The following is a 25,965-nucleotide window of genomic DNA, read 5'->3' as shown; positions in this document are numbered from 1 at the left end:
AGGTCAGCCATGTTCGGCGGCTTCCAGTGCCTTGCGGGCGCGGTTCTTCGCCGATCTGCGCCCGTACCGGCGGGCGCAGAACGAGGTCAGCACCTCCACTGTGTCCCGCACCAGGTCGTCTTCGGCCTCGCCGTCGTCCAGCACCAGCAGGCGACGGTCCGTCGCGGACAAGGCGGCCTCGACAAGCTCGACGTTCATCCGGCCGAGCCGGTCCTTGTGCTCCACCACCACGCAGGTCACGTGCGGGTCGGCCAGCAGACGCCGGGCCTTGGAACGGCAGCCGTTCGTCCCGGAAGCGATCTCCGCCTCAACGCGAACGACTCGGTGACCAGCCTTCGCTGCCCACGCCGACAGCCGAGCGACCTGGCGTTCCAGATCGCTCTTCCGATCATGCGAGGACACGCGGGCATACAGGCCCAGACCGCCGATGGCCTCGGGCGTGGTGTTCGCATCGATGTTCACCAGGATCGTGCGCGGCCCGACCCGCTGAGCCGGTACCGGCAATGTCCCCTCACGGAACCAGCGATACGCGGTCTGCGGATGCACGCCCTGCGTCTTCGCCCATTCCGTCAGATTCACGCTCTGACAACGACACTCACTCATACATGGTTACGCTCACTTACCCGTCTTCGAGGACCAGCAGGTGGAGACCCCTCGGGCAGCCGCTTCAACGGCGGATCAGACGAGCAGGAAGGCGCCCGCCGTCGCGGCCCCCAGCGACGCCCCGGCGACCGTCTGGGCCACCGAGTGGTACCCGAGCGCGACCCGCGACCAGCACACGGCGACCGTCATCGCGTAGGCGAGCAGCCACCACGGCGAGTGGACCGCGGCGAGCAGGGCGACGACGGCCGAGGCGACCGCGGCGTCCACCGAGATCTTCCAGACCGTGTTGACGGCCAGCAGGACCACGGTCATCGCCCAGAGGGCGAGCATCGCCACGAGGATGCCGGTGGGGGCGTGGCCCAGCACCATCACCACCGAACCGGTGCCGATGGAGCCGAGGATGACGAAGAAGATCGGCGCCCGCTTGGTCCGGTCGACGACATGGCGGTCGCCCCAGGTGCCGCGCCCGCGCTCCCATTCGATGTACCCGGCGGGTATGAGGCCCGCGCACAGGGCGCCGAGGAATCCCCAGAGCAGGCCGGTCCAGTGACCGGCGGCGGCCAGGCCGATGCCGAGCATGCCGATCAGCAGGACGTTGCGGGGCTGGAAGACGTCGGTGACGGTGCGGGCGGTGGCGTTGTCCGGCGCTGCGAGGGTGTCGGTGGAGGTCATGCTGTCTCCTCGGTGGAGGCCGTGCGGGGCGCTGCGGTCGCGGTGGACGGGCCGGGTGCGGCGGGCATGGCGGCCGCCAGCACCCGTGCCGCCCGGTCCTGGGGGACCGTCCGGTACGCGGTGGCCACCCGGACCAGCCAGGCCACCTCGCCGTCCTGGTCGGTGGCGTGCTGGGTTTCCACCGCCGCGGCGGTCGAGGCGGGCGCACCGCTGTTCTTGGCGGTGAGCGCCGCCTTGATCCAGTACGCCTCGGCGAGCGGGCCCGCCCTGTCCGGGTCGGTGGTGCCGTCCGCCGCGGCGGCGTCCTTCGCGGCCGGGAGCAGGGTGTCGGGCACGTAGTGGCGCAGCTTCTCCACCGCGTCAGCGATATCGGCGGCCCAGCGGTCGATCCGCAGGTCCGCGGGGGTGTCGAAGCGGGTGAGTTCGCGGGCCAGCGAGGCCGGGGGGTCGAAGGGCTGCTCGGGGAACGCGGTCATCAACTCGCGCCAGAGGCCGTGCAGTTTGACCTGGGCCCGCCACAGCTTCGCGCGCCGCTGCCCCTTGCTGAGGGCGGGGATGGAGGCGCCCACGGCGAAGAAGGCGAACAGCACCACCTGCGCGGCCTCGGTGGTCTCGTCGAAGCCGAGCGCGAAGGACTCGCTCGGGGTGTCGACGACGCTGACCCACAGGAACAGGGTCCGGCTGACGGTGTAGCCGACCCCGATGAACATGGCGAACGTCATCATCCCGAGGCCCACCCGCAGATGGCGGAGCCCGGCATTGGCGGTGGCCAGCGCCCACTGGTACGCGCAGACGGCGGACGCGGTACCCAGGTAGAGGTAGAACACGCTCATGTACAGTGTGGCCCCCCACTGTCCCGCGTGGTCGGCGACGAAGCGGTCCGAGGGGACGGAACGGTCGACGACGGTGAAGAACAGCACCGTCAGCAGGATCAGCGTGGCGATCGACGCCTTGGCCGCCACCCGCTGGATGGCGCGGGCGAACCGTACGTGGCGCGGGACGGTTCCGGCGTCGGGGTACTGGCCGTAGATCGCGACGATGTAGCTGAGGATCGCCAGGATCGCGATCGTCGCCGTGTAGTGCTTGATCAGGACGGCGAGGTCGGTGACGGCGCTGTCGTTGAGCGCGATGCGCACGGCCCGGGTCTTGGTCCACAGGGCGGCGGCGAAGCCCGCGTAGCAGCCCCAGAGGGCCCGGCGGCGCTTGTCTTCTTCATCGCCCCACAGGGCTGCCGGCATACGCCACAGGGCGACGGCCGTCATCAGGACGGCTATGAAGTAGCCGGCGAGGTCGAGGGGGGTCACGGCGGGGTCCTTGGGGTGGTGGGGGGAGATGGGGGACGTGCGGTGTCAGGTGCGGCGGAACAGGCCGCGACGGCGGTTGGCGACCGGGCGGGAGAGGGAGTTGGCCAGCCGCCCCACCATGTCGTCGCTCGTCACGTCCATGGCCATGCGGGGGATGAGCGAGGCGCCGAACTCGGCCATGCGCTCGTCGTGGGTGTCGTACTGCGCGCGGGCCTGCACGGTGCCGTCCCCCGACCGGAGCGCGTCGGCGATCTCGGCCACGCCAGGCGTCGGGGGCGGGGGCGGCGGCGGGGGTTCGGTCCCGAGGACCCGGGTGATCAGCGAGGTGTCGAAGACCGGCAGCAGACGCCGGAGTTGCTCCGGGTCGAGGGAGGTGCCGTGGTCGAACCACTCGTGGCACAGCTCGTGCAGGATGACGTGCTGGGTCTGGTACGCGGTCGGCCGGCGGCGGTAGAGCACGAAGCTGGTCCCGCCGGTCTTCAGACGCAGCCCGCAGGCGGCGTTGACGCGGGCCAGCCGGTCGGGCATCTCGTGCAGCACGATGGTGCGGCCGCGGGCCGCTTCCATGTTTGCCACCAGTGCGTCGATGGAGAACGGGGCGGGGATGGGAAGGTCGGCCAGCCCGGCCTCGCACTCCTTCCGCAGTTCGCGCAGGGACATGGCGGTCTACTTCTCCGGCTCGCCATGGGCGGCGCCGCCGGCCGCACCCTGCCGGCCCATGGCGTCCTCCAGCAGGGAGAGCGCGAACTGCAGCAGCTCCGGCGGGAGACCGTCCTCGTCGAGGCCGCGCCCGGCCACTCCGCTGATCTCCCCCGTACGCTGCTTCGCGAGGAACTGCAGACCGGCGACGACATCGTCGACGACCTCGGACTCCTCCTTGAAGAACCGCCAGTCCACGCCGAAGCCCAGACCGAGTGCCTTGAGGATGTCCTCGGACGGCTGAGTGACCTTTCCGGCAAGGATGTTGGAGAAGTAGCTGTGCGAGAGCGATCCGCCGCGTTCCTTGACCAGATCGGCGAAGAAGCGCCCCGAGATCTTCTGGCCGGGGAACGTCTTCTCCACCATGTACTCGACCTTCTGCTGCAATGTCCGCAGCTCCGGCGTGCGTTCCCCGACGCTGTCCATCCGGCCCCCCACGTATCCGCTTCCGTCCGATCGGCGTACACGGTCGTCGATTCGGTCAACGGGCTCGTACTGTAACGAACCCTGACGTGGCGTCCTCAGTCCGGTAGGTGGAACAGGAACGGGCTTGCGTAAACACGCAACGTCACTGTTAACTCGAAAAAACACGGGCAGGGGACCACGAGGGGAGTCCCCTGCCTGTGAAATCGACGCGGTTCGCGCGAATTCACCACGGACAAAAGGTGCATGACGCACATGCATGCTGTGCGGGCATGGGTGTAGCCCTTCACGACGGGGGATGCGTGAAGGGCTACCCGTGCATTATGACTGCTGGTCAGGCCGTCATCAACCGGCCTCCGGTTTCGGTGGGCGCGGGAGCCGGGTCGCGGGGCGCGCCGAGGGCGGGCCGGTGAGGGGTGCGGCCGGCGGGGCCGCGGGCGCGCGAGCGGGTATTCATTGCGGCGGAACCGAATGTCACGCGCGGGTGGAACCAGATTTCACACAATGCCCGACAGAATGCCCGAAGCAATGCCCGACTGGGGTGTCCGGCGGGAATTAATTGCGCGTCCGTGGGGCGAAATTACTTGCCGCGCCCGGTTGCTTTCGCTGTGCTATTCTGGAAGCAGTTGCAGTTGTGGTTCCCGAAGACTGTTTTCCGGTGCTTTCCGGATGGGGTAATCATTGCGGCGACGTGGGATCCGCACGGTGCGAATCCCCGGGAACTGCCCCCCATGAAGGAGATAAATATGGCTACTGGCACCGTCAAGTGGTTCAACGCGGAAAAGGGCTTCGGTTTTATCGAGCAGGACGGCGGCGGCCCTGATGTCTTCGCCCACTACTCGAACATCGCTGCCAGCGGTTTCCGTGAGCTCCAGGAGGGCCAGCGGGTGAACTTCGATGTCACGCAGGGCCAGAAGGGCCCGCAGGCGGAGAACATCACCCCGGCCTGATCCCGCTGCTCCGGCGCCGACGCGTTGCGGCGACTTGCACGATCGGGGCCCGCACCTCCGGGTGCGGGCCCCGGTTCGCTGTTGTCCGCCGGTCCGCCCGAGCCGCCCCGAGTTTTTTCGCAGCCGGGCTTCGTCCAGGCTTGTCAACGGCCCGTTCTTGCGATTCCTGCGCGATCCGCCGCCGCAGCGAATTCCTCGATACGCGCCATATCGAGGAAGGGTTCCGTATGGACCGCGACCGCGACCGTAACCGCGACCGCACAGCACGTTCGAACGACCGGTTTTCCCGAGGCCCCGGGGGCCGTTCCGGCACGCCCGCCCGGCGTTCCGGTGGTTCCGGCCGCAGGCCCGCCGCCGTGCAGGGTGAGTTCGCGCTGCCGAACACCATCACTCCGGCGCTGCCCGCCGTGAATGCCTTCACGGAACTGGACCTGCCCGAGCCGTTGCTGTCGGCGCTCACCGCCGAGGGTGTCACCACGCCGTTCCCGATCCAGGCGGCCACCCTGCCGAACTCCCTCGCGGGGCGCGACGTGCTGGGCCGCGGCCGGACCGGCTCCGGCAAGACGCTCGCCTTCGGCCTGGCCGTGCTGGCCCGTATCGCGGGCAACCGGGCCGACGCCCGCCGGCCGCTGGCCCTGGTCCTCGTCCCCACCCGGGAGCTGGCCCAGCAGGTCACCGACGCGCTCACCCCGTACGCCCGCGCGCTCAGGCTGCGCATGGCCACCGTCGTCGGCGGCATGTCGATCGGCCGGCAGGCCTCCGCGCTGCGCGGCGGCGCCGAGGTCGTCGTCGCCACGCCGGGCCGTCTCAAGGACCTCGTCGAGCGCCGCGACTGCCATCTGGACCGGGTCGCCGTCACCGTCCTCGACGAGGCCGACCAGATGGCCGACATGGGGTTCATGCCGCAGGTCACCGAGCTGCTCGACCTGGTGCGGCCGCAGGGCCAGCGGATGCTGTTCTCGGCGACCCTGGACCGTAACGTCGACCTGCTGGTCCGCCGCTATCTGCACGACCCGGTGGTCCACTCGGTCGACCCGGCCGCAGCCGCGGTGACGACGATGGAGCACCACGTGCTCTACGTGCAGGGCGCGGACAAGTACGCCACCACGACCGAGATCGCGGCCCGCGACGGCCGGGTGATCATGTTCCTGGACACCAAGCACGCCGTCGACAAGCTCACCGGCCATCTGCTCGGCAGCGGGGTGCGGGCCGCCGCGCTGCACGGCGGGAAGTCCCAGCCGCAGCGCACCCGCACCCTGGAGCGGTTCAGGACCGGGCAGGTCACGGTGCTGGTCGCGACGAACGTCGCGGCGCGCGGCATCCACATCGACAACCTGGACCTGGTCGTCAACGTCGATCCGCCGAGCGACCACAAGGACTACCTGCACCGCGGCGGCCGTACCGCCCGTGCCGGTGAGTCCGGCAGCGTCGTCACGCTGGTGCTGCCGGGGCAGCGCCGCGAGATGACCCGGCTGATGGCCGACGCCGGGATCACCCCGCAGATCGCCCAGGTCCGCTCCGGCGAGGCCGAACTGAGCCGGATCACCGGCGCGCGCAAGCCCTCGGGGGTGCCGGTCGACGGCGCCGCACCGGTGTCGGAGCGCGCCGGGAGCGGCGGCGCGGCCTTCCGGGGCCTGGGCACCCGCCCCACGAAGGCGGGCCGCTCACGCCGCTCCGACCTGCCCACCGCGGAGGCCCGCGCCGCCGCGAAGCAGCGCCGCACCAACCGCGGCGGGTAGGGCCTTCCGTACGGATCAGGCCGGTCCGCGGTGCGGCTACCGGCCGCCCGCGACCCGCAGGACCGTCCCGGCCGGCGTACCCCGGCGCCTGCTGTTGGGGTGGTGCCGGGCCGGGCACCGGCGTGGTGCCGGGCGTGCGGCGCGGGCGGTTGCCTAGCGTCGGCGCCTGACGGACCGCTGTCGGCGCGGAACGGGTTGAATCGCCCGGCGCTCGGTGACGGCTCCTCCTCAACGGCGTTCCCCTGCCTCCGCCTCGCATTGCGGCGGCAGGGGACGCCGACCGCGGCACCTACGACCAGAGGGCCCGCGCCAGCGCGACCCCGGCGAACGCCGCGCCCAGCCCCGCCACCACGCTCGCCACGACATTGGCCACCGCGTAGGACTTCGCACCGTCCTCGGCCAGCCGCAGCGTCTCGTAACTGAACGTCGAGTACGTGGTGAGCGCCCCGCACAGTCCCGTGCCGAGCAGCAGTTGCAGGTGCGAGGAGGCGGCGCCGGCCGCCACCGCGCCGGTCAGCAGGCCCAGGATCAGCGAACCCGACACATTGACCGCGAAGGTCCCCCACGGGAAGACGCTGTCGTGCCGGGACTGCACCGCCCGGTCGGTCAGATACCGCAGCGGCGCCCCGACCGCCGCCCCGACGATCACCAGCAGCCAGTTCACCGGCCCCGCTCCCGCTCCCGTTCGCCGCCGAAGCGCACGATCTCGCACTCGTCCAGGAAGGCCACTCCGCCGTCCGCGACCAGTTCCCCGATGAGCGGCAGGAACGCCCTGATCCGTGCCTCGGTGTCCACGATCACGACCGCCACCGGCAGGTCCTCGCTCAGCGAGAGCAGCCGCTGGGTGTGGATCATCGACGAGGTGCCGAAGCCCTCGATGCCGCGGAACACGCTGGCGCCCGACAGTCCGGCCAGGTGCGCCCGGTGCACGATCTCCGTGAAGACCGGTCTGTGGTGCCACCCGTCGGACTCGCCGACGAGAACCGTCAGGCGCAGGCCCCGTTCCGTCTCCGGCGTCGTCATGGCTGCCTCCAGGCCAGCACGCGGCGGGTCGCCCACACCGCAGTCCACACCGCCGCGAGAGCCGCGAACAGCGTCAGTCCCAGGTACACCAGACCGGCACGGGCCCGGCCGCCGTCGAGCAGGCGCTGGATGTCGACCGCATACGTCGAGAACGTGGTGAACCCGCCGAGCACCCCCGTACCGAAGAACGGCCGCACCAGCCGGTGTGCCGTCCACGCCTCGCTGATCACCACCGTGAACACGCCGATCACCGCGCATCCGACGGCGTTCACGACCAGCGTCGTCCACGGGAAGCCGCCCGGGGCGGTGGGCCAGAACAGCGCGGCCCCGTAGCGGGCGGATGCCCCGATCGCGCCGCCGAGCGCGACCACCGCGACGACGGAACCTTGGGGATTCCGGGCTCCCATGGGCACATGTCTCCTGCCTGCTGCACGCACCAGGCTATCGCCGCCGCCCTCGGCGGGCCCACCGCACCGTCGGCGGGCCCGCCGGCCTCTTCGTCGGTGTGTGGCCTACCAGGTCTTGCCCGGGGGCTGCTTGGTGGTGACGTTGATGCGGTTGAAGAGGTTCGTCAGACCGATCGCGAGGACCAGGGCGGCGAGCTCCTTCTCGCTGAAGTGGCGGGCGGCCTCGTCCCAGATGGCGTCGGGCACCGGGTCGGAGCGGTCGCTGAGCCGGGTCGAGTGCTCCGCGAGCGCCAGCGCGGCCCGCTCGGCGTCGGTGAAGTACGGCGCGTCGTGCCAGGCCGACACGGCGAAGAGCCGCTCGTCGCTCTCACCGGCCTTCCTGGCGTTGCGTACGTGCCCGTCGACGCAGAAGGTGCAGCCGTTGATCTGGCTCACCCGCAGACCGACCAGTTCGAGCGTGGTCTCCGGCAGTCCGCCCTTCTGGATGGCCTTGACCAGGCCCAGCACGGGTGGCAGGGCCTCGGGAAGGACCTCGGCCGGGTTCTGGATACGTGCCTGCATGACGTCTCTCCTTCGATATCCGTCGCGGCCGCGTTCTCGCCGCGCCCTCACTGCACTGACGGACGGCGAAGCGGAAGTGTGACAAGCGGGCCGTTTCCGCCATCGCCCCGTCGACCGGGGGCTATCCCCACCGCGCACCGGCATGCCTCCCGGATGGGCCGGGGAGCCCGGCTCAACAAGGCTTGCTGCATGACGACTTACCGCAAATCCGCCGCGTTCCTCGCCCTGTCCGTCACCGCTGTCGCCACCGCCATCACCGGGGCCGTGACCCCGCCTGCCCACGCCGAGGGCGCCGCACCCGCGCTCTCCTGGCGGCCCTGTGCCACGGCCGGCGGTCCCGCCGCGCAGGAGTGCGCCGAACTGCCCGTACCGCAGGACTACCGGGACCCGGACGGCCCGCAGCTCTCCCTCGCGGTGACCCGGGTACGCAGCGACCGGCCCGCCGCCCGGCGCGGGACTCTGATGGTGATCGCCGGCGGTCCGGGCTCCTCCGGGGTGCAGCGGGTGACGGAGAAGGGGGAGCGGCTGCAGCGGGAGACGGGCGGGCGGTACGACATCGTGAGCCTCGACCCGCGCGGGGTCGGCGGCAGCACGAAGGCGAGCTGCGGGCTCGCCCCGGAGGACCGGGAGCTGGTGAACCTGCGGTCCTGGCCCGGCGCCGACGGCTCGATCACCGAGAACGTGACGCGCTCCCGGCGCACCGCCGAGGCCTGCGCCCGCAACGGCGGCCCGGTGCTGCGGAGCTTGACCACGGCCAACGAGGTACGGGACATCGACCGCTTCCGGCAGGCGCTCGGCGAGGAGAAACTGTCGGCCTGGGGGAGCTCGTACGGCACCTATGTGGGAGCCGTGTACGCGCAGAAGTACCCCCAGCACACGGACCGTTGGGTGCTGGACAGCAGCGGCGACCCCGACCCGTCGCGCGTCGGGCAGGGCTGGCTGGCCAACATGGCGGTGGGGGCGGACGACCGGTTCCCCGACTTCGCACGCTGGGCCTCGGACCCGGCCCGGGACGAGGAGGGACTGCGACTCGCGCAGCGGGCCGAGGACGTACGGCCGCTGGTGCTGGATCTGGCGGCGCGGCTGGACCGTGAACCGAGGGAGTCCACCACGCCGGGCGTCCCGCTGACCGGCAACCGGCTGCGCCAGGCGCTCCAGATGGCCCTGTACGACGACGACGCCTTCGCCGAGCTGGCGGAGCTCGTCCAGGCGGCCCGGGACACCTCGGTGACGCCGGTCCTGCCCGCCGCGCTGAGCGGGCCGCTCCCGGACGCGGACGCGGCGGTCTCGATCGGCGTGGTCTGCAACGACGTGCGTTGGCAGGGCACGGTCGCCTCGTTCCGGCGCGCCGTCGCCGCCGACCGCGTGCAGCACCCGCTGACCGCCGGGGTGCCGGCGAACGTCACCCCGTGCGCCTTCTGGAAGGACGTCCCCGCCGAGGAGCCGACCAGGATCACGGACCAGGGACCGTCCAACGTCCTGATGATCCAGGGCCTGCGCGACCCGGCGACCCCGTACTCCGGCGCCCTGAAGATGCGCGCGGCCTTCGGGGACCGGGCCCGTATGGTCGCCGTCGACCACGGTGGGCACGGCATGTACCTGGGCAACGGGAACGCCTGCGGCGACCGCGCGGTCACCGAGTTCCTGACCACAGGGACGCGGCCGGAGCGCGACGCGTACTGCGCGGACTGATCGCGACGGGGCCGCGACCCGGCGGGGCCGCGACCGGGCGGAGCCGGCCCCGCTCAGTCGCAGCCCGGCGTCACATGTCCGCTGTTCCTGGCCTGTGCCAGCAGGGAGACGACCTCCTCGTCGGACGTCTGCGAGAAGTCCCGGTACCACTCGCCGACCGCGTAGAACAGGCGCGGCATCGACAGGCACACCACCTCGTCCGCGCTCCGGCGCAGCCGCACGACCGCATCCGGCGGCGCCACCGGCACGGCCGCCACCACCCGCGCCGGCTGCTGTGCCCGTACCACCAGGCAGGCCGCCTCGGCCGTGGCGCCGGTCGCGATGCCGTCGTCCACGACGATCACCGTCCGGCCTTCGAGCGGGGTCCGCGCCCGCCCGGCCCGGTACACCTGCGCCCGTCGTACGAGCTCCGCCTCCTCGACCCGTTCGACCGCCGCGAGATCCTGCTTGCCGGCCCACAGTCGCCCGACGACGTCGTCGTTGACGACCCGCACCCCGCCCTCGCCGATGGCGCCGAACGCCACCTCCTCGTGGTGCGGTACGCCGAGCTTGCGGACGACGATCACATCGAGTTCGGCACCGAGTGTCTGCGCCACCTGGAAGGCCACCGGGACTCCGCCCCGGGGCAGTCCGAGCACGACGGGGTGCTCCCGCTCAAGGTGGCGGAGCGCCTCGGCCAGCTGCTGGCCCGCGTCGACGCGGTCGGCGAACAGCACGGCGGTTCACCCCCAACCAGGGGAGGCAGGGCAACGCATACGTACGTGCCCCACCGGCTTCCCTACTTCGAAACAACCCCATGTGCGGCGACCCCGCAACTCGGGCAAGGTCTGTTGTATGGGACGAAACGGAGCGGTCCTGATCGATATCGACGGGGTGCTCACGGTGGCGTGGAAACCGCTGCCCGGAACCGTCGCGGCGATGCGGCGGCTGCGCGAGGCGGGTGTCCCGCTGGCCCTGGTCACCAACACCACCTCCCGCACCCGCGCCTCGATCGCCGCGGAACTGGCGGGCCAGGGCTTTCCCGTCGCGGCCGAGGACATCCTCACCGCCCCGGCCGTCACCGCGGCGCACCTGCGCGAACACCACCCCGGCGCCCGCTGTCTGCTGATCAACTCCGGGGACATCCGGGACGATCTGACGGGCGTGACCCTGGTCGACGAGGACGAGGCGTCCGGCCACGACGAGGCGCCGGACGTCGTCGTCATCGGCGGGGCCGGGGACGCCTTCGGCTACGCGGAGCTGAACCGCGCCTTCCGCCACCTGCAGCGCGGCGCCGAGCTCGTAGCCATGCACCGGAACCTGTACTGGCGCACGGCCACCGGGCTCGATCTCGACACCGGGGCCTTCCTCCTGGGGCTGGAGCGGGCGGCCCGCGTCGAGGCGGAGATCACCGGCAAACCGGCCGGATCGTTCTTCGCCGCGGCCCTGGCCCACCTCGGCGTCACCGCGTCCGAGGCCCTGATGGTGGGCGACGACATCGAGTCCGACGTGCTGGCGGCCCAGGCCGCGGGGCTCACCGGGGTTCTCGTCAGAACCGGCAAGTACCTCCCCGAGACGCACCGGGCGGCCGAGGGCACCCCGGACCACGTGATCGACTCCTTCGCCGACCTTCCGGAACTGCTGGAGCGGCTGGAGCGGCCGGGGGAGTGAGGGCCGGGTGACCCGCCTCAGGACACCGGTGACGTCTTGGGCACCTCGCCCTCGGTCGTGTTCACGTCGATGACGGAGAACGCCGCACCCTGCGGGTCCGTCAGCGCCGCGAACCGGCCGAACGGCATGGTCATCGGGCCGAACCGCAGCACCCCGCCGCGCTCGGTGGCCTTCGCCACCGCCGCGTCGCAGTCGGCGACGGTGAAGTACACGTTCAGGAACGGAGGCACCTCGGGCGGGAACTCGTCGCCCATCTTCATCCGCCCCATGACGGTCTTGTCGCCCAGGTTGAACATCCGGAAGTCGACGTGCTCGTCCTCCATCTTCACCATCGAGTACGGGAAGACGGCGGGGAAGAAAGCGTCGGACTTCTCGGGCTCCCGGGTGAAGACCTCCGCCCAGCAGAACGCACCGGGCACGGCCTGTGCCTCGAAGCCCTCGTGGGTACCGGCCTGCCACACGCCGAAGGCGACTCCGCTGGGGTCGCGGGCCAGCAGCATCGTGCCGAACTCGCCGACCTGCATGGGGTCCATCAGCGTCTCGCCGCCGTTGTCCCGGATCTTCGCGGCGGTGGCCTCGGCGTCCGGTGAGGCCAGGTACAGACACCAGGCCGACTGGCCCTCCTGGCCGGGCATCGGGGGCACCACCGCGGCGACCGCCTTGCCGTTGGCGTACGCCTGCGTGTAGTTGCCGAACTCGGACGAGGACTCGCCGAACGTCCAGCCCAGCACATCACCGTAGAAGCTCTTCGCTCCCTCCAGGTCGGCGAACGTCGCGTCGGCCCAGCACGGTGTGCCCTCCGGTTGTACAGCCATGACCCTGACTCCTTCGCGCTCGGTGGGTGGTCCGATTTGTCACGCTAGCCAGCGGACCGCTTCCCCGCGCGCTGGGAACGCGGGCCCCAGGGCTACCCAGGCGTGCTCCGGCCCTGCGGCGGGTCCACCCGCACCAGGCCCGACTGGTAGGCCATGGCGACCAGCTGGGCCCGGTGCCGGGCGCCCAGCTTCGTCATCGCCCGCCCGACGTGCGTGCGTACGGTCAGCGGGCTGACGTGCATCCGGGCGGCGATCTCGTCGTTCGACAGGCCCTCGGCGGCCTGCGCCATGACCTCGCGCTCGCGGGCGGTCAGTACGTCCAGGGACTCGGGCGCGGCGACACCGCCTTCCGGGCGGGCCAGGTAGCGGGTGATGAGGGCCCGGGTGGCGGTGGGCGACAGGAGCGTGTCGCCCGAGGCCACCGTCCGGATCGCGTCCAGGAGTTCCTCGGCCTCTCGCATCGCATCGTTGGAGAACGACCTCGTAGCCACCCGCACCAGCCTGCGTCGCATGATCCGCGACGAGAACCGCTCCTGGCGACCGCCGAGCGCGCGCCACGCGCGCCGAGGTGGGCTGACGGATCAGCGAACAGCCGGTCCTCGCTTCATCGGGCTCAGGGGGGCTGACGCTGGCCGGTCAGTTGGTCGCCGAGGGGGCTACGGCGGTACAGGACCTGTCGTCCGGCGCGAGCCCGGGTGACGAGGCCGGTGGCGTACAGGACGCGTAGGTGCTGGGACACGGCGCTCGGGGTGACCCTGAGGCGGCGGGCGATCTCGACTGTGGGCAGCGGCTCATCGAGGAGGCTGAGCAGTCTCGATCGGGGCGCACCCAGAAGGGACACGAGGGCAGTCGCGTCAGCGATGGGCGCTGGGACCCAGAGCGTCGCCACTCCGCGACTGGGGTACGCCAGCATCGGCGGTTCCTCTGGGCTGACGGGGGGCGCGGGCTTGTGAGCGAACACAGACGGTACGAGCAGCAGCCCTCGGCCGGACGCCGCGACGCGGTGTCTGCCGATCATCTTGTCGATGTGCAGCACGCCGTTGTGCCATCGCAGATTCGGGTGCATGTCGGCGAACAGCAGGCGGGCGCCTCCCATGGCCAGTCGCCGCGCACGGTAGGTCATGTCGGCTTCCAGCAGCAGCTGCATTTGCGGCCACATCGGCTTGATGGCGGCCTCCCAGTACTGCCGCAGGAGCTCGCAGAGGGCGTCGCGGAGTCTGACGACCGGCGCGTCGTCGGCAGCGGTGGCAGCGTGCAGAGCCCTGGGGAGCGGGTCCGGCGCGTGCGTGGCCAGCAGATCGCGGCGGACCAGATCGGGGGAGGTCTGGCGGACGACGGCCAGTTCTTCTTCGAAGGCTGGGGCGAATCTTGCAGGCCGCGGCGTCAGGAAGTCGGGAAGGGTGCGCCTCGTCGCTACCAGGGACATGAGCAGGTCGGTGTCGAGCGCGCTGAGTCTGCCGAGAACGGACCTGCGCCATGGGAGGTGCAGCGCGGACAGTCCCGGCTCGCGCAGCACCCGCAGGCTGAGCACGGTCTCATGCAGGGGCGACACGGCGAACCGCGTGTCCGCGAGGTCCTCGACCCCAAGCTCAAAGCTGATCATTAAGCCAGAAGCTACATCGATGGGCAGCGGAGTGCGGGTGCCGTGAACTTCCACGCATGACACATACAGCTCACGCACAGCGCGTAGCGATCGTCACCGGAGCGGCACGCGGTATCGGCGCAGCTGTGGCCAAGCGACTTGCGCGAGACGGCTTGGCAGTCGGAGTGGTCGATCTGAACGAGGCAGAGTGCGCCGCTACCGTCAAAGCCATCACGAGCAGCGGCGGGACAGCGGCAGCGGTCGCCGCCGACGTCGCTGACGAGATGGCCGTGACCGCTGCCGTCGCCCAGATCGCAGCCGAGTTGGGGTCACCGACCGTGCTGGTCAACAACGCCGGCATTGGCGGCCCTGACGTCGGCGTCGCGGAGATGACCACGCAGCAGTGGGACGCGGTCACGGGGGTCAGCCTGCGGGGGGCGTTCTTCCTCACACGGGCCGTGAGCCCGCACATGATGGCGGCCGGCTGGGGCCGGATCATCAACATGTCGAGCATCTCCGCGCTCGGCGATTCCGGTCGCGCCGACTACGCCAGTGCAAAGGCCGGTCTCATCGGCTTCACCAAGACGCTCGCCCTCCAACTCGGACGACAAGGCGTCACCGCCAACGCCATTGCTCCCGGCTTCATCGTGAGCGACATGACCAGGACCTCCGCCCGGCGACGAGGCCGCGCCTTCGAAGAGCACCAACGCCTCGCCGCGCAGTCCATCCCGGTCGGCCGAGTCGGCCAACCGGAGGACATCGCGCATGCCGCGTCCTTCCTCACGAGTCCCGGGGCGGGGTTCGTCTCCGGCCAGGTCATCTACGTCGCAGGCGGGCCGGTGGACTGAAGATGAGCCGCCGGTTGGTCCTGATCCTGGCCGTGACCTGCGCCGTCGGCGTGGGCAACATCTACTTCCCGCAGGCGATCAGCCCGCTGGTCGCCGCCGGACTGCGCGAGTCGCCCGATTCCGCCGCCCTGCTGGTGACCGCCACCCAGGTCGGCTACACGGCCGGGATCTTTCTGCTGGTGCCGCTCGGCGACCGGCTCCCCTACCGCCCGTTCCTCGTCACCCTGCTCGCCCTTACCGGCGCGGGCCTGCTCGCCGCAGGCTGCGCTCCAGCCCTGCCGCCTCTCGTCGCCGCCAGCGCGCTCATCGGCGTCACCACCGTGGCCGCCCAAATCGTCGCTCCGCTGGCGGCCGGGCTGGTGGCCGCCGACCGCCGCGGAGCGGTGATGGGCACCTTGTTGAGCGGGTCAATCGGCGGCATGCTGCTGGCCCGCACCTTCAGCGGGACGCTCGGCGAATGGCTGGGGTGGCGCGCCCCCTACTTGGTGGCCGCAGTCTTGGTCCTGCTCCTCGCGACCGTCCTGGCCTACACGCTGCCGGCCACGACTCCGCCGTCGCACCAGCCGTACCCGGCACTCCTGGCTGAGTCCCTGCGCCTGCTCCGCAACGAGCCGGATCTGCGCCGCTCCTGCCTCTACCAGGCAACGGTCTTCGCCGGGTTCTCGGCCGTCTGGACCTGTCTGGCGCTCCTTCTTACCGGCCCGGCCTACGGCCTGGGCGCCCAGGCGGTGGGGATGCTTGCCCTGGTCGGCGCGGCGACCATGCTGTGGACCCCGTTCGCCGGACGCATGGTGGACCGCAGGGGGCCCGATCCTGTGAACCTCGTCTGCATGCTCGGGATCCTCGTCTCAGCTGCAGTCCTCACTGCGGGCGCCCAGGGCGGAGCACTGGGTCTCACCGCCCTGATTCTCGGCACGCTGCTGCTCGACGTCGCGATGCAGTCCGGCATGGTCGCCAACCAGGCCCGGGTCTTCACCCTGCGTCCCGACGCCCGCAGCAGGCTCAACACCGCCTACATGACCTGCGCTTACCTGGGCGGCAGCGCGGGTTCCTGGCTCGGAGTACGCGCCTACGGCCAGGCCGGGTGGCGGGGCGTGTGTGCGCTTGTGGCGTTGCTCGCCGTACTCGCCCTGGCCCGCCACCTCGTGGCGCTGTACGGCCGAAGGCCCCAGTTGGACGAGATCCCAGCCACGAGTCGGCGTTGACCCGTTGTTCACTTGCAGATGACCAACGTCCGTTTCCGGTAGTCCATCGCATCGCCGTGCCCTACGTCCCTGACAGCTGCACAGTGCGTTCACATGGCATCCGGCCACGGGGCCTCCGCGACCTCGGCGTCGGCGGGCAGCGCGGGCACGATCGCTCCGGAGCGTACGAGCACCCGGTGCAGGTCCGGCATCGGCACCGCGGTGACATCCGTCCCCCGGTCCGCGGACATCGCCGCGAGCGCACCGGCCGCCTGCCCCGTCGCCATGGCCGTGGCCTGCACCCGCAGCGCGGAGTTCGCCGCCTGGTCGGACCCGATGCAGCGCCCCGCGACGACGGCGTACGGGTTGTCGTTCGGGACCATCGCGTCGCGGGGCACGGTCGGGACCACCCCGTGGCGCAGGTAGGTCTTGTCGATCCCGTCGCCGTCCGGGCGGTGGATGTCGATCGGATAGAAGCTGTTGCACACCGAGTCGGCCCAGACGCGCCCCGCCAGGTAGTCCTCCCCGGTCACGGTCGTGCGGGCCGCGATCGTGACGCTCTCGCGGACCCCGACCTCCGACGCGCGGAAGTCGAGCCGGAGGTCCTCAAGACCCGGCAGGGTGCGCAGGAAGCGGTAGATGCGCAGGACCGCCGCCCCGCCCGCGAGCTCCCCGGCGGTACGGCCCTCGCTGGTCGCGCCCTCGATCCCGACGAGATGGATCGCGTTCTCGCCCCGCTTCGCCAGGAACGGCAGCAGTGGACGCCCCCGGGAGCCGAGGTCCGAGGGGAGCAGCGCCCCCGACTCGACCGCCTCGGCGTGCCTGCGGTCGAGCTCTTCGTGGTCGAGGCCGTCGACGTCGTAGCCGGACAGCCGGATGTCGATGGTGCCGGGCTGACGGTCCTGGTTGCGCCGACGCCCCAGCCCCGCCAGGCCGATCACGTCCGCGTCACCGGTGCAGTCGACGAGCCGCCGGGCGGCGAACGATTCGAGCCCGTCCTTGCCGCACAGCTGGAGCTCCCACCGGTCACCGGTCCAGCGCGCCGACGCGGGCATCGTGTGCAGCCGCAGATCGATGCCGCTGGTGTGGACCTCCTCCAGGAGCAGCGCTCCGTACAGCGGTGCGTTCACCCGCACCTGGCGCTGCCAGTGCGGGCGGTCGTCGTCGCGGAAGTCCGGCAGCTCGTCGCCGCCCAACTCGACGGCCCTGCGCACGAGTTCCCAGCCGATCCCGGCGATGACCTGCTCGCCCCAGGCGTGGAAGAGCCCCGGGAACGCGACATTGGCGCTGGTGGTCGTGCCGCCCAGCCCGGCGTTCTTCTCCACCAGCAGCGTGCGCGCGCCGAGCCGGGCGGCCTGGACGGCTGCCGGGACCCCCGAGGGTCCGCCGCCTATGACAACGATGTCGTACGTTCGCATGGAAGTCTCACGCCTCAGTCGCGGGATTGATACGTTTCAATCGTACCGATCGAACCCCGCCGCAGACGAGGGGCACGTGTCATCGCGCGAAGTTCCGTCCGCGTGGCGGGAGATGGAGAAGGTGCGCTACGGTGACCACATCATCACGCTCTGTGTGCTACCGCGCACATAGGGCGGCCCCCGGCGGTGCGACAACACCAATCCGAGGGCCTACACAACCAGTGGAGAACGGACCCACCGGAAATGTTGCGTCATGCTATCGCGCCCTCCGCGCGCTATACGAAGGCATCGCACGATGTCGTCCGCCATCCGCGTCTGAGCAGTGACGCGAAGATCCTTCTCCTGTACGTCCAGGGCCTCCCCGGCGATGCCAAGTGCAAGCCGTTGGGCGAACTCGCCCGCAAGCTGGGCATCAAGGGCCGCGCGTACCAGAAGGCGAAGGGACAGCTCGTCGAGCACGGCTACGTCCACGAGTGGCGGAGCCAGGGCGAGGGAGGCCGCTGGCTGACCGAGCAACTCGTCGCGAACAACCCCCTGACGAGTGAGCAGGCAGGACACTTACGGGGAGCCCCGCCTACCGCCTCGCCCACCGCCCTTCCCGCAACCCCGCCACCGAGTACGCAGTTTCCGACGGTCGGCGAACCGGCCCCTCGGGTGGTCGGTGGCTATAACCCGGTAGAAGACCACAGTGATAAGACAACTCCCCACCCACCCTCCGAACCTGAGCCCACGACAGTTTCCACACCCGAACCGACCCCGCAGGCCACCACAGCAGACCCCATCCAACTGGCCCGAGCGGAACGGGTCCTGCTCTCCCTGCGCCACACCCGCCGTGAACTGCACCTGGGCGTACGCGAGGCCCGCGACCTCGCCGCAGAGGCCGTCAAGTGGCTCGAACGCGGCCTGAGCGAATCCGACCTCCGCCACGCCCTGCTCGCCGAACGCCCGCAGGACGGCGTCCGCTCAGCCGTCGGCTTCCTGCGCTACCGCCTCGTCCAGAAACTCCCCGAGCCCCCGGTCCAGCACCAGCCCCAAGAACGCCCGCCCCTCCCCGAACTCGTCGAATGCACAGGCCCCGGAGACCCACACGTCTTCCGCCCCCTGTTCGGCGAATCCGAATGCCCCTCCTGCCGAAGCGCCGCCGCCGCAGCCGAGCCCGAACCCATCCCCTGGCGCGAACGCATCGCCAGAATCAACGGCACACCGGCAGCTCTACCGGCTGAGGCCTGACCGGAGACGAAGGCCCTGCCTAGGGGGCGTGGTGCGGCAGCGGGACTCCGTGGGTCGTGAATGCCTCGGTGAGGGACGCGTACCGGTCGGCGGTCAGCCGGTCGCGCTTCCAGATCACCTGTGCGGTCTGCGTCGTACAGGAGATGGCCGACCGCAGCCCGCCCGGACGTCCGGCGCGGAGCTCTTCGCGACGCGGGGCGAAAGCGTCGCGGACCTGCTTGTTCAGTGCGCTGAAATGTGCGGCGGAGAGCTTCGGCACGGCGGAATGGTCGTACGCGCCCGATGCCACCGCCACGGCGGTGGCCTGCCGGATCGCGTCCAGCGTCCGTTCGGGCAGCCGGGCTGCCACGGCGACGAAGGACGCCACCTCAGGGGGAACCATGGACATGCGCCCACCGTATCCGGCGGACGATGCGGCGGGACTTCCGGGCATCCGGCAGGCGGGATTCGCCCCGTGGAGCCGTCGTACTTCTTGCCTTGCCAGTTCGGTCATCAGTGCCGCGAGCGGGTCCGTCACGTCCCATGAGTGTGCGGCGGGATGCTGACCGAACAGCGTGCACACCCTTGTGTGCCGGACGGGCAGTCGGCGGATGACGGCGCCGCACGGGGGCAGTTCGGCAAGGCGGTACGCGCGGTGCGTGGTGTCACCGGTCCAGAACAGCCACAGGTCCCGCGTGGCAGGTGTCTCGGCCGGCCAGAGTTGTGCAGCGTGCTCGGGCCAGGAACTGTGCCGGCACGTCGGGATTCGTGCTCACAGTCCGCCCCGGCTGCTTCTGAGGTTCCGCAGCGCGTTTTCGGTGGTCAGGCGCTCGGCGGGGGTGAGTGCGCGGACCCACTCGGGGTCGGCTTCCCACTCGGCCCCGCCACCGACCGGCCGAAGAGACCAGTAGGGGCCGGAGAGCCCGCGGAACTCTCCGAGTCGGCCGCCATTCTTTCCATCTGCCATGAGGGTTCCGGGGGTTGGAACGTCGGGGGGTTCCTGACCGTTCGGTGAGCCGCTCTCTGCGGACACGGACCGCTCCTCTCCGTAGTGGTTCCACTACCAGGGGCACCCAGCGTGGCCTACAGTCGGGGTCCCTTCAACTAGCCAGAGGGGAAGGAAGGGGCGAGTAATACATGGTCAACCGCAAGGAGTTAAGTCCTGGACGGAGCCCGCAGGCGGCCTACGGGGCACGCCTGCGCAGTTCGCGTGAGGCTCGCGGCTGGAGCCAGGAAGAGCTGGCCGGGCACGCGGGATATTCCAGCCAGCATATTTCCGCTGTGGAAACTGCCCGCAAACCGCCAACCCTGCGATTTTCGCGCAGCCTGGATTCCGCCCTCGGGCTCGTCGGGACGGCAGACGCCTTCGAACGTGCATGGGGGGAAATCCGGAACGGCAGCCTGCTGGAAGGCTTCCCCGAGTACGTCGGCTATGAGGGCCGGGCCGCGGAGATCCGGCTGTACGAAGTGGGCGTCATGCCCGGCTTGCTCCAGACGCCTGAGTACGCGGCAGTACTCGCGGAGAGTGCCGTCAAGCGGGGTGCGATCACGAGCGACCAGGCGATGGAGCGGGTCTCGGTGGTCGCCGAGCGGCAAGCCGCGCTCGTCCGCACGCGTCCGCCGCTGGTCCTGGCGGTGCTGGACGAAAGCTGCATCCGTCGGCCCGTCGGCGGCCCTGCCGTCATGGACGCGCAACTGGCGCGATTGGTCGAGTTCGCCGAGCTGCCGAACACCGTGCTCCAGATCGCCCCGTTCGACATGGCGGAGCGCCGACCCTTCAATTTGCCGCTGTACATACTGACGCTGCCGGACCGTCAGCTCATGTCGTACGCGGAGTCCGCCCACCAAGGCCATCTGGACCGGGAAAGCACTTCGGCACTGCCCATGTTGACGGCCTACCATCAACTACAGGCCGAATCGCTGTCCCAGGCGGCGTCCGTGGCCATGATCAGCCAGTTACGAAAGGGCTCCCCGTGACGACCGAATCCCCCCGCTGGTTCAAGTCTTCGTACAGCGACAACGGCGGCGCCTGCATCGAGGTCGCCGCCAACCTCGTCGGCTCGCTCGGCGTGGTCCCCGTCCGCGACTCCAAGAACCCGAGCGGCCCGGTGCTGAACGCCTCCGCCGCCTCGTTCGCCTCCTTCGTGGCGGGCGTCAAAGACGGAGAGTTCGGCACCGTCTGACCAACCGCCGCAACGACGAAAGCCCCGCCGCGCTCCCGGAGTCGGGAATGTGGCGGGGCTTTGGTCACGCTGCCGGGACTCAGCCCGAGGCCGTCCCGAAGTCCTGCGTCCAGTAGTCACCGGGCTGGGCGAGGCCCACGCCGATCTCCTTGAACGAGCAGTCGAGTATGTTGGCCCTGTGGCCGGGGCTGTCCATCCAGCCCGCCATGACGCTCTCGGGGGTGGAGTAGCCGTAGGCGACGTTCTCGCCGTACGAGCTCCAGTCGTAACCGGCGCGCGTTATCCGGTCGTCCGGGGCCGAACCGTCGGAGCCCGTGTGGGACATGTTCTCGTGGGAGGCCATGTCCGCGCTGTGGGCCTGGGCGGCCTTCGTCAGCTCGGCGTTCAGGGTCAGCGGCGAGCAACCCGCCTTGTCGCGCTCGCTGTTGACGAGCTTCAGCACGCGCGCGGCGGCATCGGTGGCCGGGGCGGCCGGGGTGGAAGCCGCCGGGGCGGACGCCTTCGGTGCGCTCACGGGTGCTGCGGCCTGCGGCGCGCCCCGGTGCTCGGTGTGGGTCCACTGCTGCGACGCCTGGGCGGCGGGCCGCTCCTGCGGGGCGTAGCAGGCCATGGCGGCGGTGGGGATGCCCACGGCGCCCGCTGCGACGACAGCGATGATTGTCTTCCGGTAGGACGTCTTCCTGCGGTGCTTCCTCATGTATGTGACCTCGCTCGATGTTCGCGGAGCAGCCCTGTGTGGTCCGGCTCCGCGCAGCTCCCGCGCCCGGCTTCGAAGGCGCCTTGCGGTCGTCATTGTTGGAAGGGCCTCGAAGCGGGGCAACAAGCGGAAGTACTATCCCGGACCGTAGACCCGGACAGCGCTTGAAACGGGCGCACAGGCGTGCTGTGCGGGCCGCCGGGACCCGGTGGAGGCGCTGCTGCCCCGTCAGGAGCCTTTGCTCCGTCGAGGAACGGGCGAGCGCGCCGGGTGGACCGAATGCCATCAAAGCATGCACGGATATATCACCGCCAAGGCGGACAATATTCGCCGTGTCGCCGAGGGGCCATCTACTATCCGGCGACCCGAGCCCCGGTAACCCCTGTGGCCGATGTCACTGGTGTGACGGGGGCACCGGGACCGCGGAGACGTCGGCCGGCCTCGGCCGGGAGGCCGATGGGCACCCTGCCCCTACCGTCGCCGGGTCGCCGCGGCGACGGTGGCCATGAGCTCCGCGTCCAGTACCGACGGATCGGCCAGCCGGGTCGGGGCGGCGTACGAGTTGAGCAGCGCCTTGGTGACGCGCAGGGCGGCCTCGGGGCGGCGCACGATCGGCTTGGACCACGCGGTGACCGCCGCGTCGAGATCGCTCTCGGGCACGATGCGCTGCAGGACCGACAGCTCGTGCGCCTCGGCGGCGTCGAAGGCGCGTCCGGTGAGGATGAGTTCGCGGGCGCGGGCGGCGCCGACCTCGTGGATGAGCCGGGGCAGTACGCCGCCCCAGGCGGTGGGCAGCCCGAGCGCCAGCTCCGGCAGCCGGAAACCGGCGGTGTCGGCACCCACGCGCAGATCGCAGGCGAGGGCCAGCGCGAGACCCGCGCCGATGGCCTTGCCCTGGATCCGGGCGATGGTGACGGCCGGGTTGGTGGAGATCGCCTCGCAGACCCGGCGGGCCTTGTCACCGGCGATCCGGATGCCCCGACCGGTGGGGTCCTCGTCGAGCCAGTCGGCGAACTCGTTCCGGTCGCCGCCCAGACAGAAGTCGTCGCCGGCCCCGCTGAGCACCAGCACCCGGACGTCCGGGTCCGGTACGGCCAGGACCCTCAGCAGATCGTCCAGCATCGCCTCGGTGACCGCGTTGCCGGTGGCGGGGGAGTCCAGCTCCACGCGGAGGACGGCGCCCTCGCGCTCGGTGCGCACCGTGCTAGGCCGCCGGTTCGGGGACAGGTACTGCGACAGCGAGAGCTTCATATCGCCACGCTCAGCGAGGTGACCCGCCGGAAGACCAGCCGGGACGCGTAGTCGGCCGGCGCGGCGGTGCGCAGGGTGGGGAAGCGTTTCAGCAGCTGCGTCAGGAGCGTGCGCGCCTCCAGGCGGGCGAGGGCCGCGCCCAGGCAGTAGTGCACCCCGCCCCCGAAGGTCAGGTGCGTCCCGGTGCGCCGGACGTCGAAGGCGTCCGGGTCATCGTTGCGCCGGGGGTCGTGGTTGGCGGCTCCGTACATGACGTGGACCATGCTGTCCTTGGCGATCGGGACGCCCGCCAGCACGGTGTCGTCCGCCGCGATCCGGGTATTGATGTGGATCGGCGGGTCGTACCGCAGGACCTCGTCGACGGCGGCGTCGATGTATCCGGGGTTCTCCCCGAGCCACTCCCACCTGCCGGGTTCCTTCAGGAGCAGATCCACCATGGCCGACAGCAGTGTGGCGGTGGTCTCCAGCGAGGCGATCGTGACGAACATGGTGAGCCGGTAGAGGATCTCGTCCGCCGCCTCGCGGTCGGGTTCCCGGGCGTCCCAGAAGTGGATCCAGCCGGTCAGGACATCGTTGCCGGGGTTGGCCCGGCGCTGTTTCACCATATCGGTGAAGTAGCTGCGCAGATGGACGGTCGCCTCGGCGGACACGGCGAGCTGGCTCTTGGTGGGCAGCAGCTCCTGGGCGTGCACCTGGTTGTGGGTGATCTCCAGGATGTGGGCGTAGTCCTCCGGCGGTATCCCCAGCCAGGAGCCGATGGTGCTGATCGGGAGCTGCTCGCTGACCGTACTGACGAAGTCGGCCTCGCCCCAGCGCAGTTTGTCGGCCAGCTCGTCGAGGAGCCGGGTGACGTGCTCCTCCACCTGCGGGGTCAGCCGCGCGATGGTCGACCGGTCGAAGAGGTTGCCGAGACTGCGGCGCTGACAGGTGTGCTCGGGTGCGTTGAGCCGCGAGAGGGTCTTGGTCATCTCCTGCGTGGCGACGGCCTCCCAGCGCTCGGTGTCCGCCTGGCGTTCCTGCCAGGCGAAGTCGGGCGCCAGCCAGTTGCGCCCGCGCAGCACCTCGCTGCACGCGTCGAAGCCCGTGACGAAGTACGCGTCCCAGGGAGCGCGTACGACATCGCCCATGGACCTCAGATCGGCCAGCAAAGGGTAGGGATCAGCCTGCCCCTCCGGTGATTTGAGACGTCTCAGGAGGGAGATGAGGGCACGGCGGTCGACGGGGGGACTGTCTGTGCCACATATTGCGCTCACGCAGAGTTCCTTGACCTGGGCTCATGGTTACCGGCAGAACCTACCCCTCCGCATATGTCAGCCATGCGTGGATCATTGTTGCCCGTATCACAGAGAAACCCTGCCTCGATCCCTTGCCATTTGCCGCGTGCGCCTCAACTCCCTCTTCGGTCACTCCAGTTGTACGTGTCAAAGACCGGGTTATGCGTACAAGTCCTCCGTCACGCCCCGGAAGGCGTCCGTCACATCCGGAAGGCGTCCGCCACGCCCGGAGGGCGCCCGAGGGCTCCGGAGGAGGACGCCCATCACCGTCCGTGACTGTCCATCACACCCGGAACACGTCCAGGAAGGAACTCCACCAGCCCTTGGTCTTCTTCTGCGGCTCCGCGTGGTCGTAGTGCGCGGCCGGCGTCTCGTCCGGGGCGGCGTTCCGGGACGGAACGGGCGACTGCGCCGCCGAAGTCGTGGTCCGGCGCGCCGGGGCGGCGCTGAAGTGGACCGGCAGCGACACCAGGGCCCGGTGGAAGGGCCCCGGGCGCCATTCGACCGCGGAGGGCGGCACGGCGAGGGTGAGGTCGGGCACGGTGTTGAGGATCTTCTCGATCGCGGTGAGGGCGATGAGCTGGGCGGGAGACTTCGCCGGGCATACGTGCGGGCCCGCGCCCCAGGCCAGATGGGCGCCCTTGCTCAGGGTCTGGCGGGCGTCGGTGAGCGCGGGGTCGCTGTTCGCGGCGGCGAAACTGATCAGTACCGGGGTGTCCGCCTTCAGCGTCACACCGCCCAGGTCGATGTCCTGGACCGGGTAGTGCGTCGCGTAGTTGGCTATCGGCGGGTTGTTCCACAGCACGTCGTCGAGGGCGTCCTCGACCAGCATCCCGGTACCCCGCCGCTGCGCGGCCCCGGTGTCGCTGGACAGCATGAGCAGCAGCGCGTTGGCGATCAGATTGCGCTCGGGCTCGACCCCCGCACCCATCAGCATGACGAGCTGGTCCTTGAGCTCCTCGTCCCGCAGCCCTGCCGGGTGCTGGATGAGCCAGGAGGTGATGTCCTCGCCGGGCTGCCGCCGCTTGAGCGCGACGAGCTCCATCAGGCACTCGGTCAGCTCGGCGTTGGCCCGGAGCACGTCCTCGCCGTCGAAGATCGCGGACATGCTGCGGGTCAGCCGGTCGCCGATGTCGCCGGGGCAGCCGAAGAGCTGATTGAACAGCAGCAGCGGCAGCAGCTTGGCGTAGTCGCCGAGCAGGTCCGCGCTGCCGCGCTCGATGAACTGGTCGATGAGGTAGTCGGCGATCCGCTCCACATCCCGGCTGAGCCGGGTGGTGTTGAGCCGGCCGAGGCTCTCGGTGACCGCCTTGCGCAGCCGAAGGTGCTCGGTGCCGTCCGTGAACAGGCAGTTGGGCCGGTACGCCATCATCGGCACCACCGGGCTGTCCAGCGGTACGCGGCCCTCCCGCAGCGCCGCCCACCGCCGCGAGTCCCGGGCGAAGTAGGACGGGTTCTGCAGCACCCGGAGCGCGGCCTCGTGCTGCACGACCAGGGTGGCCTCCACGCCGGGAGCCAGCTCGATCGGAGCGGCGAGTCCGTGCGCCCGGAATTCGTCGTACACGCGCTGCGGATCGGACGCGAACTCCGGCCCGTAGAGCGACGTCTGGCGCTCACCGCGCATCGGGCACCCGGTGGGGGCGCTGTACGGGGTGGATCCCGGCGACGAGTCCATGTGTGATTCCTCGATGTGATCGCGGGCCCCGGAGGGCCCGGACGGCGGACGGAGAACGGGGCCCGGAAACCATGGCCCGACTCATGCCATTCGAATGGCAGTCGGA

At 70.6% G+C, this 25,965-nt stretch carries 27 protein-coding genes and 2 pseudogenes; 9 read left to right on the top strand and 20 right to left on the bottom strand.

Going from position 1 to position 25,965, the window contains the following annotated elements:
- Nucleotides 1-3: 3 nt before the first annotated feature.
- The 5 genes from OG978_RS19760 to OG978_RS19740 all read right to left on the bottom strand — a co-directional run bounded on the left by OG978_RS19760 (nt 4) and on the right by OG978_RS19740 (nt 3,704).
- Entirely contained in the window at nt 4-579 is a 576-nt protein-coding gene (locus OG978_RS19760) for an IS607 family transposase (protein WP_326766500.1), read from the bottom strand.
- A 99-nt stretch (nt 580-678) separates the two neighbouring features.
- On the bottom strand, nt 679-1,275 hold the full coding sequence (locus OG978_RS19755; RefSeq protein ID WP_326766499.1) for a hypothetical protein: 597 nt from the start codon (nt 1,273-1,275) through the stop codon (nt 679-681).
- Nucleotides 1,272-2,579 carry an MAB_1171c family putative transporter gene (locus OG978_RS19750; RefSeq protein ID WP_326766498.1) on the bottom strand — a complete coding sequence of 436 codons (1,308 nt, stop codon included), beginning with the start codon at nt 2,577-2,579 and terminating at the stop codon, nt 1,272-1,274. Before OG978_RS19750 ends, OG978_RS19755 begins: the two co-directional genes overlap by 4 nt.
- Before the next feature lie 45 nt (nt 2,580-2,624).
- Nucleotides 2,625-3,239 carry a toxin gene (locus OG978_RS19745; RefSeq protein ID WP_326766497.1) on the bottom strand — a complete coding sequence of 205 codons (615 nt, stop codon included), beginning with the start codon at nt 3,237-3,239 and terminating at the stop codon, nt 2,625-2,627.
- 6 nt (nt 3,240-3,245) lie between these two features.
- The gene (locus OG978_RS19740; protein ID WP_326766496.1) at nt 3,246-3,704 is read right to left on the bottom strand and encodes a hypothetical protein; all 459 of its coding nucleotides are present in this window, start codon (nt 3,702-3,704) and stop codon (nt 3,246-3,248) included.
- A gap of 743 nt (nt 3,705-4,447) precedes the next feature.
- Here OG978_RS19740 and OG978_RS19735 point away from each other — a divergent pair.
- Both OG978_RS19735 and OG978_RS19730 read left to right on the top strand, forming a co-directional pair.
- Entirely contained in the window at nt 4,448-4,651 is a 204-nt protein-coding gene (locus tag OG978_RS19735) for a cold-shock protein (RefSeq protein ID WP_072487806.1), read from the top strand.
- Nucleotides 4,652-4,878: 227 nt separating this feature from the next.
- On the top strand, nt 4,879-6,390 hold the full coding sequence (locus OG978_RS19730; protein ID WP_326766495.1) for a DEAD/DEAH box helicase: 1,512 nt from the start codon (nt 4,879-4,881) through the stop codon (nt 6,388-6,390).
- Nucleotides 6,391-6,679: 289 nt separating this feature from the next.
- Here the strand turns inward: OG978_RS19730 and crcB are convergent, their stop codons facing one another.
- The 4 genes from crcB to OG978_RS19710 all read right to left on the bottom strand — a co-directional run bounded on the left by crcB (nt 6,680) and on the right by OG978_RS19710 (nt 8,381).
- On the bottom strand, nt 6,680-7,054 hold the full coding sequence (crcB, locus tag OG978_RS19725) for a fluoride efflux transporter CrcB (RefSeq protein WP_326766494.1): 375 nt from the start codon (nt 7,052-7,054) through the stop codon (nt 6,680-6,682).
- The gene (locus tag OG978_RS19720) at nt 7,051-7,413 is read right to left on the bottom strand and encodes a DUF190 domain-containing protein (protein WP_326766493.1); all 363 of its coding nucleotides are present in this window, start codon (nt 7,411-7,413) and stop codon (nt 7,051-7,053) included. The genes crcB and OG978_RS19720 overlap by 4 nt, the downstream gene beginning before the upstream one ends.
- Nucleotides 7,410-7,820 carry a fluoride efflux transporter FluC gene (locus OG978_RS19715; protein WP_326766492.1) on the bottom strand — a complete coding sequence of 137 codons (411 nt, stop codon included), beginning with the start codon at nt 7,818-7,820 and terminating at the stop codon, nt 7,410-7,412. Before OG978_RS19715 ends, OG978_RS19720 begins: the two co-directional genes overlap by 4 nt.
- 105 nt (nt 7,821-7,925) lie before the next feature.
- Complete coding sequence (locus OG978_RS19710) at nt 7,926-8,381, bottom strand: carboxymuconolactone decarboxylase family protein (protein ID WP_326766491.1); 456 nt, start codon at nt 8,379-8,381, stop codon at nt 7,926-7,928.
- A gap of 189 nt (nt 8,382-8,570) precedes the next feature.
- Here OG978_RS19710 and OG978_RS19705 point away from each other — a divergent pair, with 189 nt between their 5' ends.
- On the top strand, nt 8,571-10,073 hold the full coding sequence (locus tag OG978_RS19705; protein WP_326766490.1) for an alpha/beta hydrolase: 1,503 nt from the start codon (nt 8,571-8,573) through the stop codon (nt 10,071-10,073).
- A gap of 89 nt (nt 10,074-10,162) precedes the next feature.
- Here OG978_RS19705 and OG978_RS19700 read toward each other — a convergent pair.
- Nucleotides 10,163-10,789, bottom strand: a pseudogene (locus OG978_RS19700) (phosphoribosyltransferase); the annotation flags it as partial.
- Nucleotides 10,790-10,907: 118 nt separating this feature from the next.
- Here OG978_RS19700 and OG978_RS19695 point away from each other — a divergent pair.
- The gene (locus OG978_RS19695) at nt 10,908-11,723 is read left to right on the top strand and encodes an HAD-IIA family hydrolase (RefSeq protein ID WP_326766489.1); all 816 of its coding nucleotides are present in this window, start codon (nt 10,908-10,910) and stop codon (nt 11,721-11,723) included.
- A gap of 17 nt (nt 11,724-11,740) precedes the next feature.
- Here OG978_RS19695 and OG978_RS19690 read toward each other — a convergent pair whose 3' ends face one another.
- The 3 genes and pseudogenes from OG978_RS19690 to OG978_RS19680 form a co-directional block, all read right to left on the bottom strand.
- Nucleotides 11,741-12,538 (bottom strand): VOC family protein, encoded by a 798-nt coding sequence (locus OG978_RS19690; protein ID WP_326766488.1) that lies wholly within the window; start codon nt 12,536-12,538, stop codon nt 11,741-11,743.
- Nucleotides 12,539-12,630: 92 nt separating this feature from the next.
- A pseudogene (locus tag OG978_RS19685) lies at nt 12,631-12,990 on the bottom strand (helix-turn-helix domain-containing protein); the annotation flags it as partial.
- A 161-nt stretch (nt 12,991-13,151) separates the two neighbouring features.
- A complete protein-coding gene (locus OG978_RS19680; protein WP_326766487.1) occupies nt 13,152-14,141 on the bottom strand; it encodes an ArsR/SmtB family transcription factor in 990 nt (329 codons plus the stop codon).
- Nucleotides 14,142-14,197: 56 nt separating this feature from the next.
- On the opposite strand from OG978_RS19680, the gene fabG reads away from it, so the two are divergent.
- Together fabG and OG978_RS19670 are read left to right on the top strand one after the other, a co-directional pair.
- Nucleotides 14,198-14,968 carry a 3-oxoacyl-ACP reductase FabG gene (gene fabG / locus OG978_RS19675; protein ID WP_326766486.1) on the top strand — a complete coding sequence of 257 codons (771 nt, stop codon included), beginning with the start codon at nt 14,198-14,200 and terminating at the stop codon, nt 14,966-14,968.
- Between the two features lie 2 nt (nt 14,969-14,970).
- The gene (locus OG978_RS19670; protein WP_326766485.1) at nt 14,971-16,173 is read left to right on the top strand and encodes an MFS transporter; all 1,203 of its coding nucleotides are present in this window, start codon (nt 14,971-14,973) and stop codon (nt 16,171-16,173) included.
- 89 nt (nt 16,174-16,262) lie between these two features.
- On the opposite strand, the gene OG978_RS19665 is transcribed toward OG978_RS19670, so the two are convergent.
- Nucleotides 16,263-17,570, bottom strand: coding sequence for an FAD-dependent oxidoreductase (locus OG978_RS19665; RefSeq protein WP_326766484.1), 1,308 nt, complete (start codon nt 17,568-17,570; stop codon nt 16,263-16,265).
- A 243-nt stretch (nt 17,571-17,813) separates the two neighbouring features.
- Here OG978_RS19665 and OG978_RS19660 point away from each other — a divergent pair, with 243 nt between their 5' ends.
- Nucleotides 17,814-18,800, top strand: coding sequence for a hypothetical protein (locus OG978_RS19660; protein ID WP_326766483.1), 987 nt, complete (start codon nt 17,814-17,816; stop codon nt 18,798-18,800).
- A 19-nt stretch (nt 18,801-18,819) separates the two neighbouring features.
- Here the strand turns inward: OG978_RS19660 and OG978_RS19655 are convergent, their stop codons facing one another.
- Both OG978_RS19655 and OG978_RS19650 read right to left on the bottom strand, forming a co-directional pair.
- The gene (locus tag OG978_RS19655) at nt 18,820-19,188 is read right to left on the bottom strand and encodes a hypothetical protein (RefSeq protein ID WP_326766482.1); all 369 of its coding nucleotides are present in this window, start codon (nt 19,186-19,188) and stop codon (nt 18,820-18,822) included.
- Nucleotides 19,189-19,551: 363 nt separating this feature from the next.
- Nucleotides 19,552-19,746: a hypothetical protein gene (locus OG978_RS19650; RefSeq protein ID WP_442817716.1), complete on the bottom strand. Its 195-nt coding sequence runs from the start codon at nt 19,744-19,746 to the stop codon at nt 19,552-19,554.
- Between the two features lie 170 nt (nt 19,747-19,916).
- Here OG978_RS19650 and OG978_RS19645 point away from each other — a divergent pair, with 170 nt between their 5' ends.
- Together OG978_RS19645 and OG978_RS19640 are read left to right on the top strand one after the other, a co-directional pair.
- On the top strand, nt 19,917-20,756 hold the full coding sequence (locus tag OG978_RS19645) for a helix-turn-helix domain-containing protein (protein ID WP_326766480.1): 840 nt from the start codon (nt 19,917-19,919) through the stop codon (nt 20,754-20,756).
- Nucleotides 20,753-20,962 carry a DUF397 domain-containing protein gene (locus tag OG978_RS19640; RefSeq protein ID WP_326766479.1) on the top strand — a complete coding sequence of 70 codons (210 nt, stop codon included), beginning with the start codon at nt 20,753-20,755 and terminating at the stop codon, nt 20,960-20,962. Before OG978_RS19645 ends, OG978_RS19640 begins: the two co-directional genes overlap by 4 nt.
- 79 nt (nt 20,963-21,041) lie before the next feature.
- Here the strand turns inward: OG978_RS19640 and OG978_RS19635 are convergent, their stop codons facing one another.
- The 4 genes from OG978_RS19635 to OG978_RS19620 form a co-directional block, all read right to left on the bottom strand.
- Nucleotides 21,042-21,659: a CAP domain-containing protein gene (locus tag OG978_RS19635; RefSeq protein ID WP_326766478.1), complete on the bottom strand. Its 618-nt coding sequence runs from the start codon at nt 21,657-21,659 to the stop codon at nt 21,042-21,044.
- Nucleotides 21,660-22,130: 471 nt separating this feature from the next.
- Nucleotides 22,131-22,910, bottom strand: a complete 780-nt coding sequence (locus OG978_RS19630) for an enoyl-CoA hydratase/isomerase family protein (protein WP_326766477.1) — start codon at nt 22,908-22,910, stop codon at nt 22,131-22,133.
- On the bottom strand, nt 22,907-24,037 hold the full coding sequence (locus OG978_RS19625) for a cytochrome P450 (RefSeq protein ID WP_326770090.1): 1,131 nt from the start codon (nt 24,035-24,037) through the stop codon (nt 22,907-22,909). The genes OG978_RS19630 and OG978_RS19625 overlap by 4 nt, the downstream gene beginning before the upstream one ends.
- Before the next feature lie 430 nt (nt 24,038-24,467).
- Nucleotides 24,468-25,859: a cytochrome P450 gene (locus OG978_RS19620; RefSeq protein ID WP_326766476.1), complete on the bottom strand. Its 1,392-nt coding sequence runs from the start codon at nt 25,857-25,859 to the stop codon at nt 24,468-24,470.
- Nucleotides 25,860-25,965 lie beyond the last annotated feature (106 nt).

This window comes from Streptomyces sp. NBC_01591, from assembly GCF_035918155.1.
In the GTDB taxonomy this organism is placed as follows: domain Bacteria; phylum Actinomycetota; class Actinomycetes; order Streptomycetales; family Streptomycetaceae; genus Streptomyces.
Note: the sequence above shows the minus strand (reverse complement) of the source record. Positions and strands in the feature narration are given on the sequence as shown.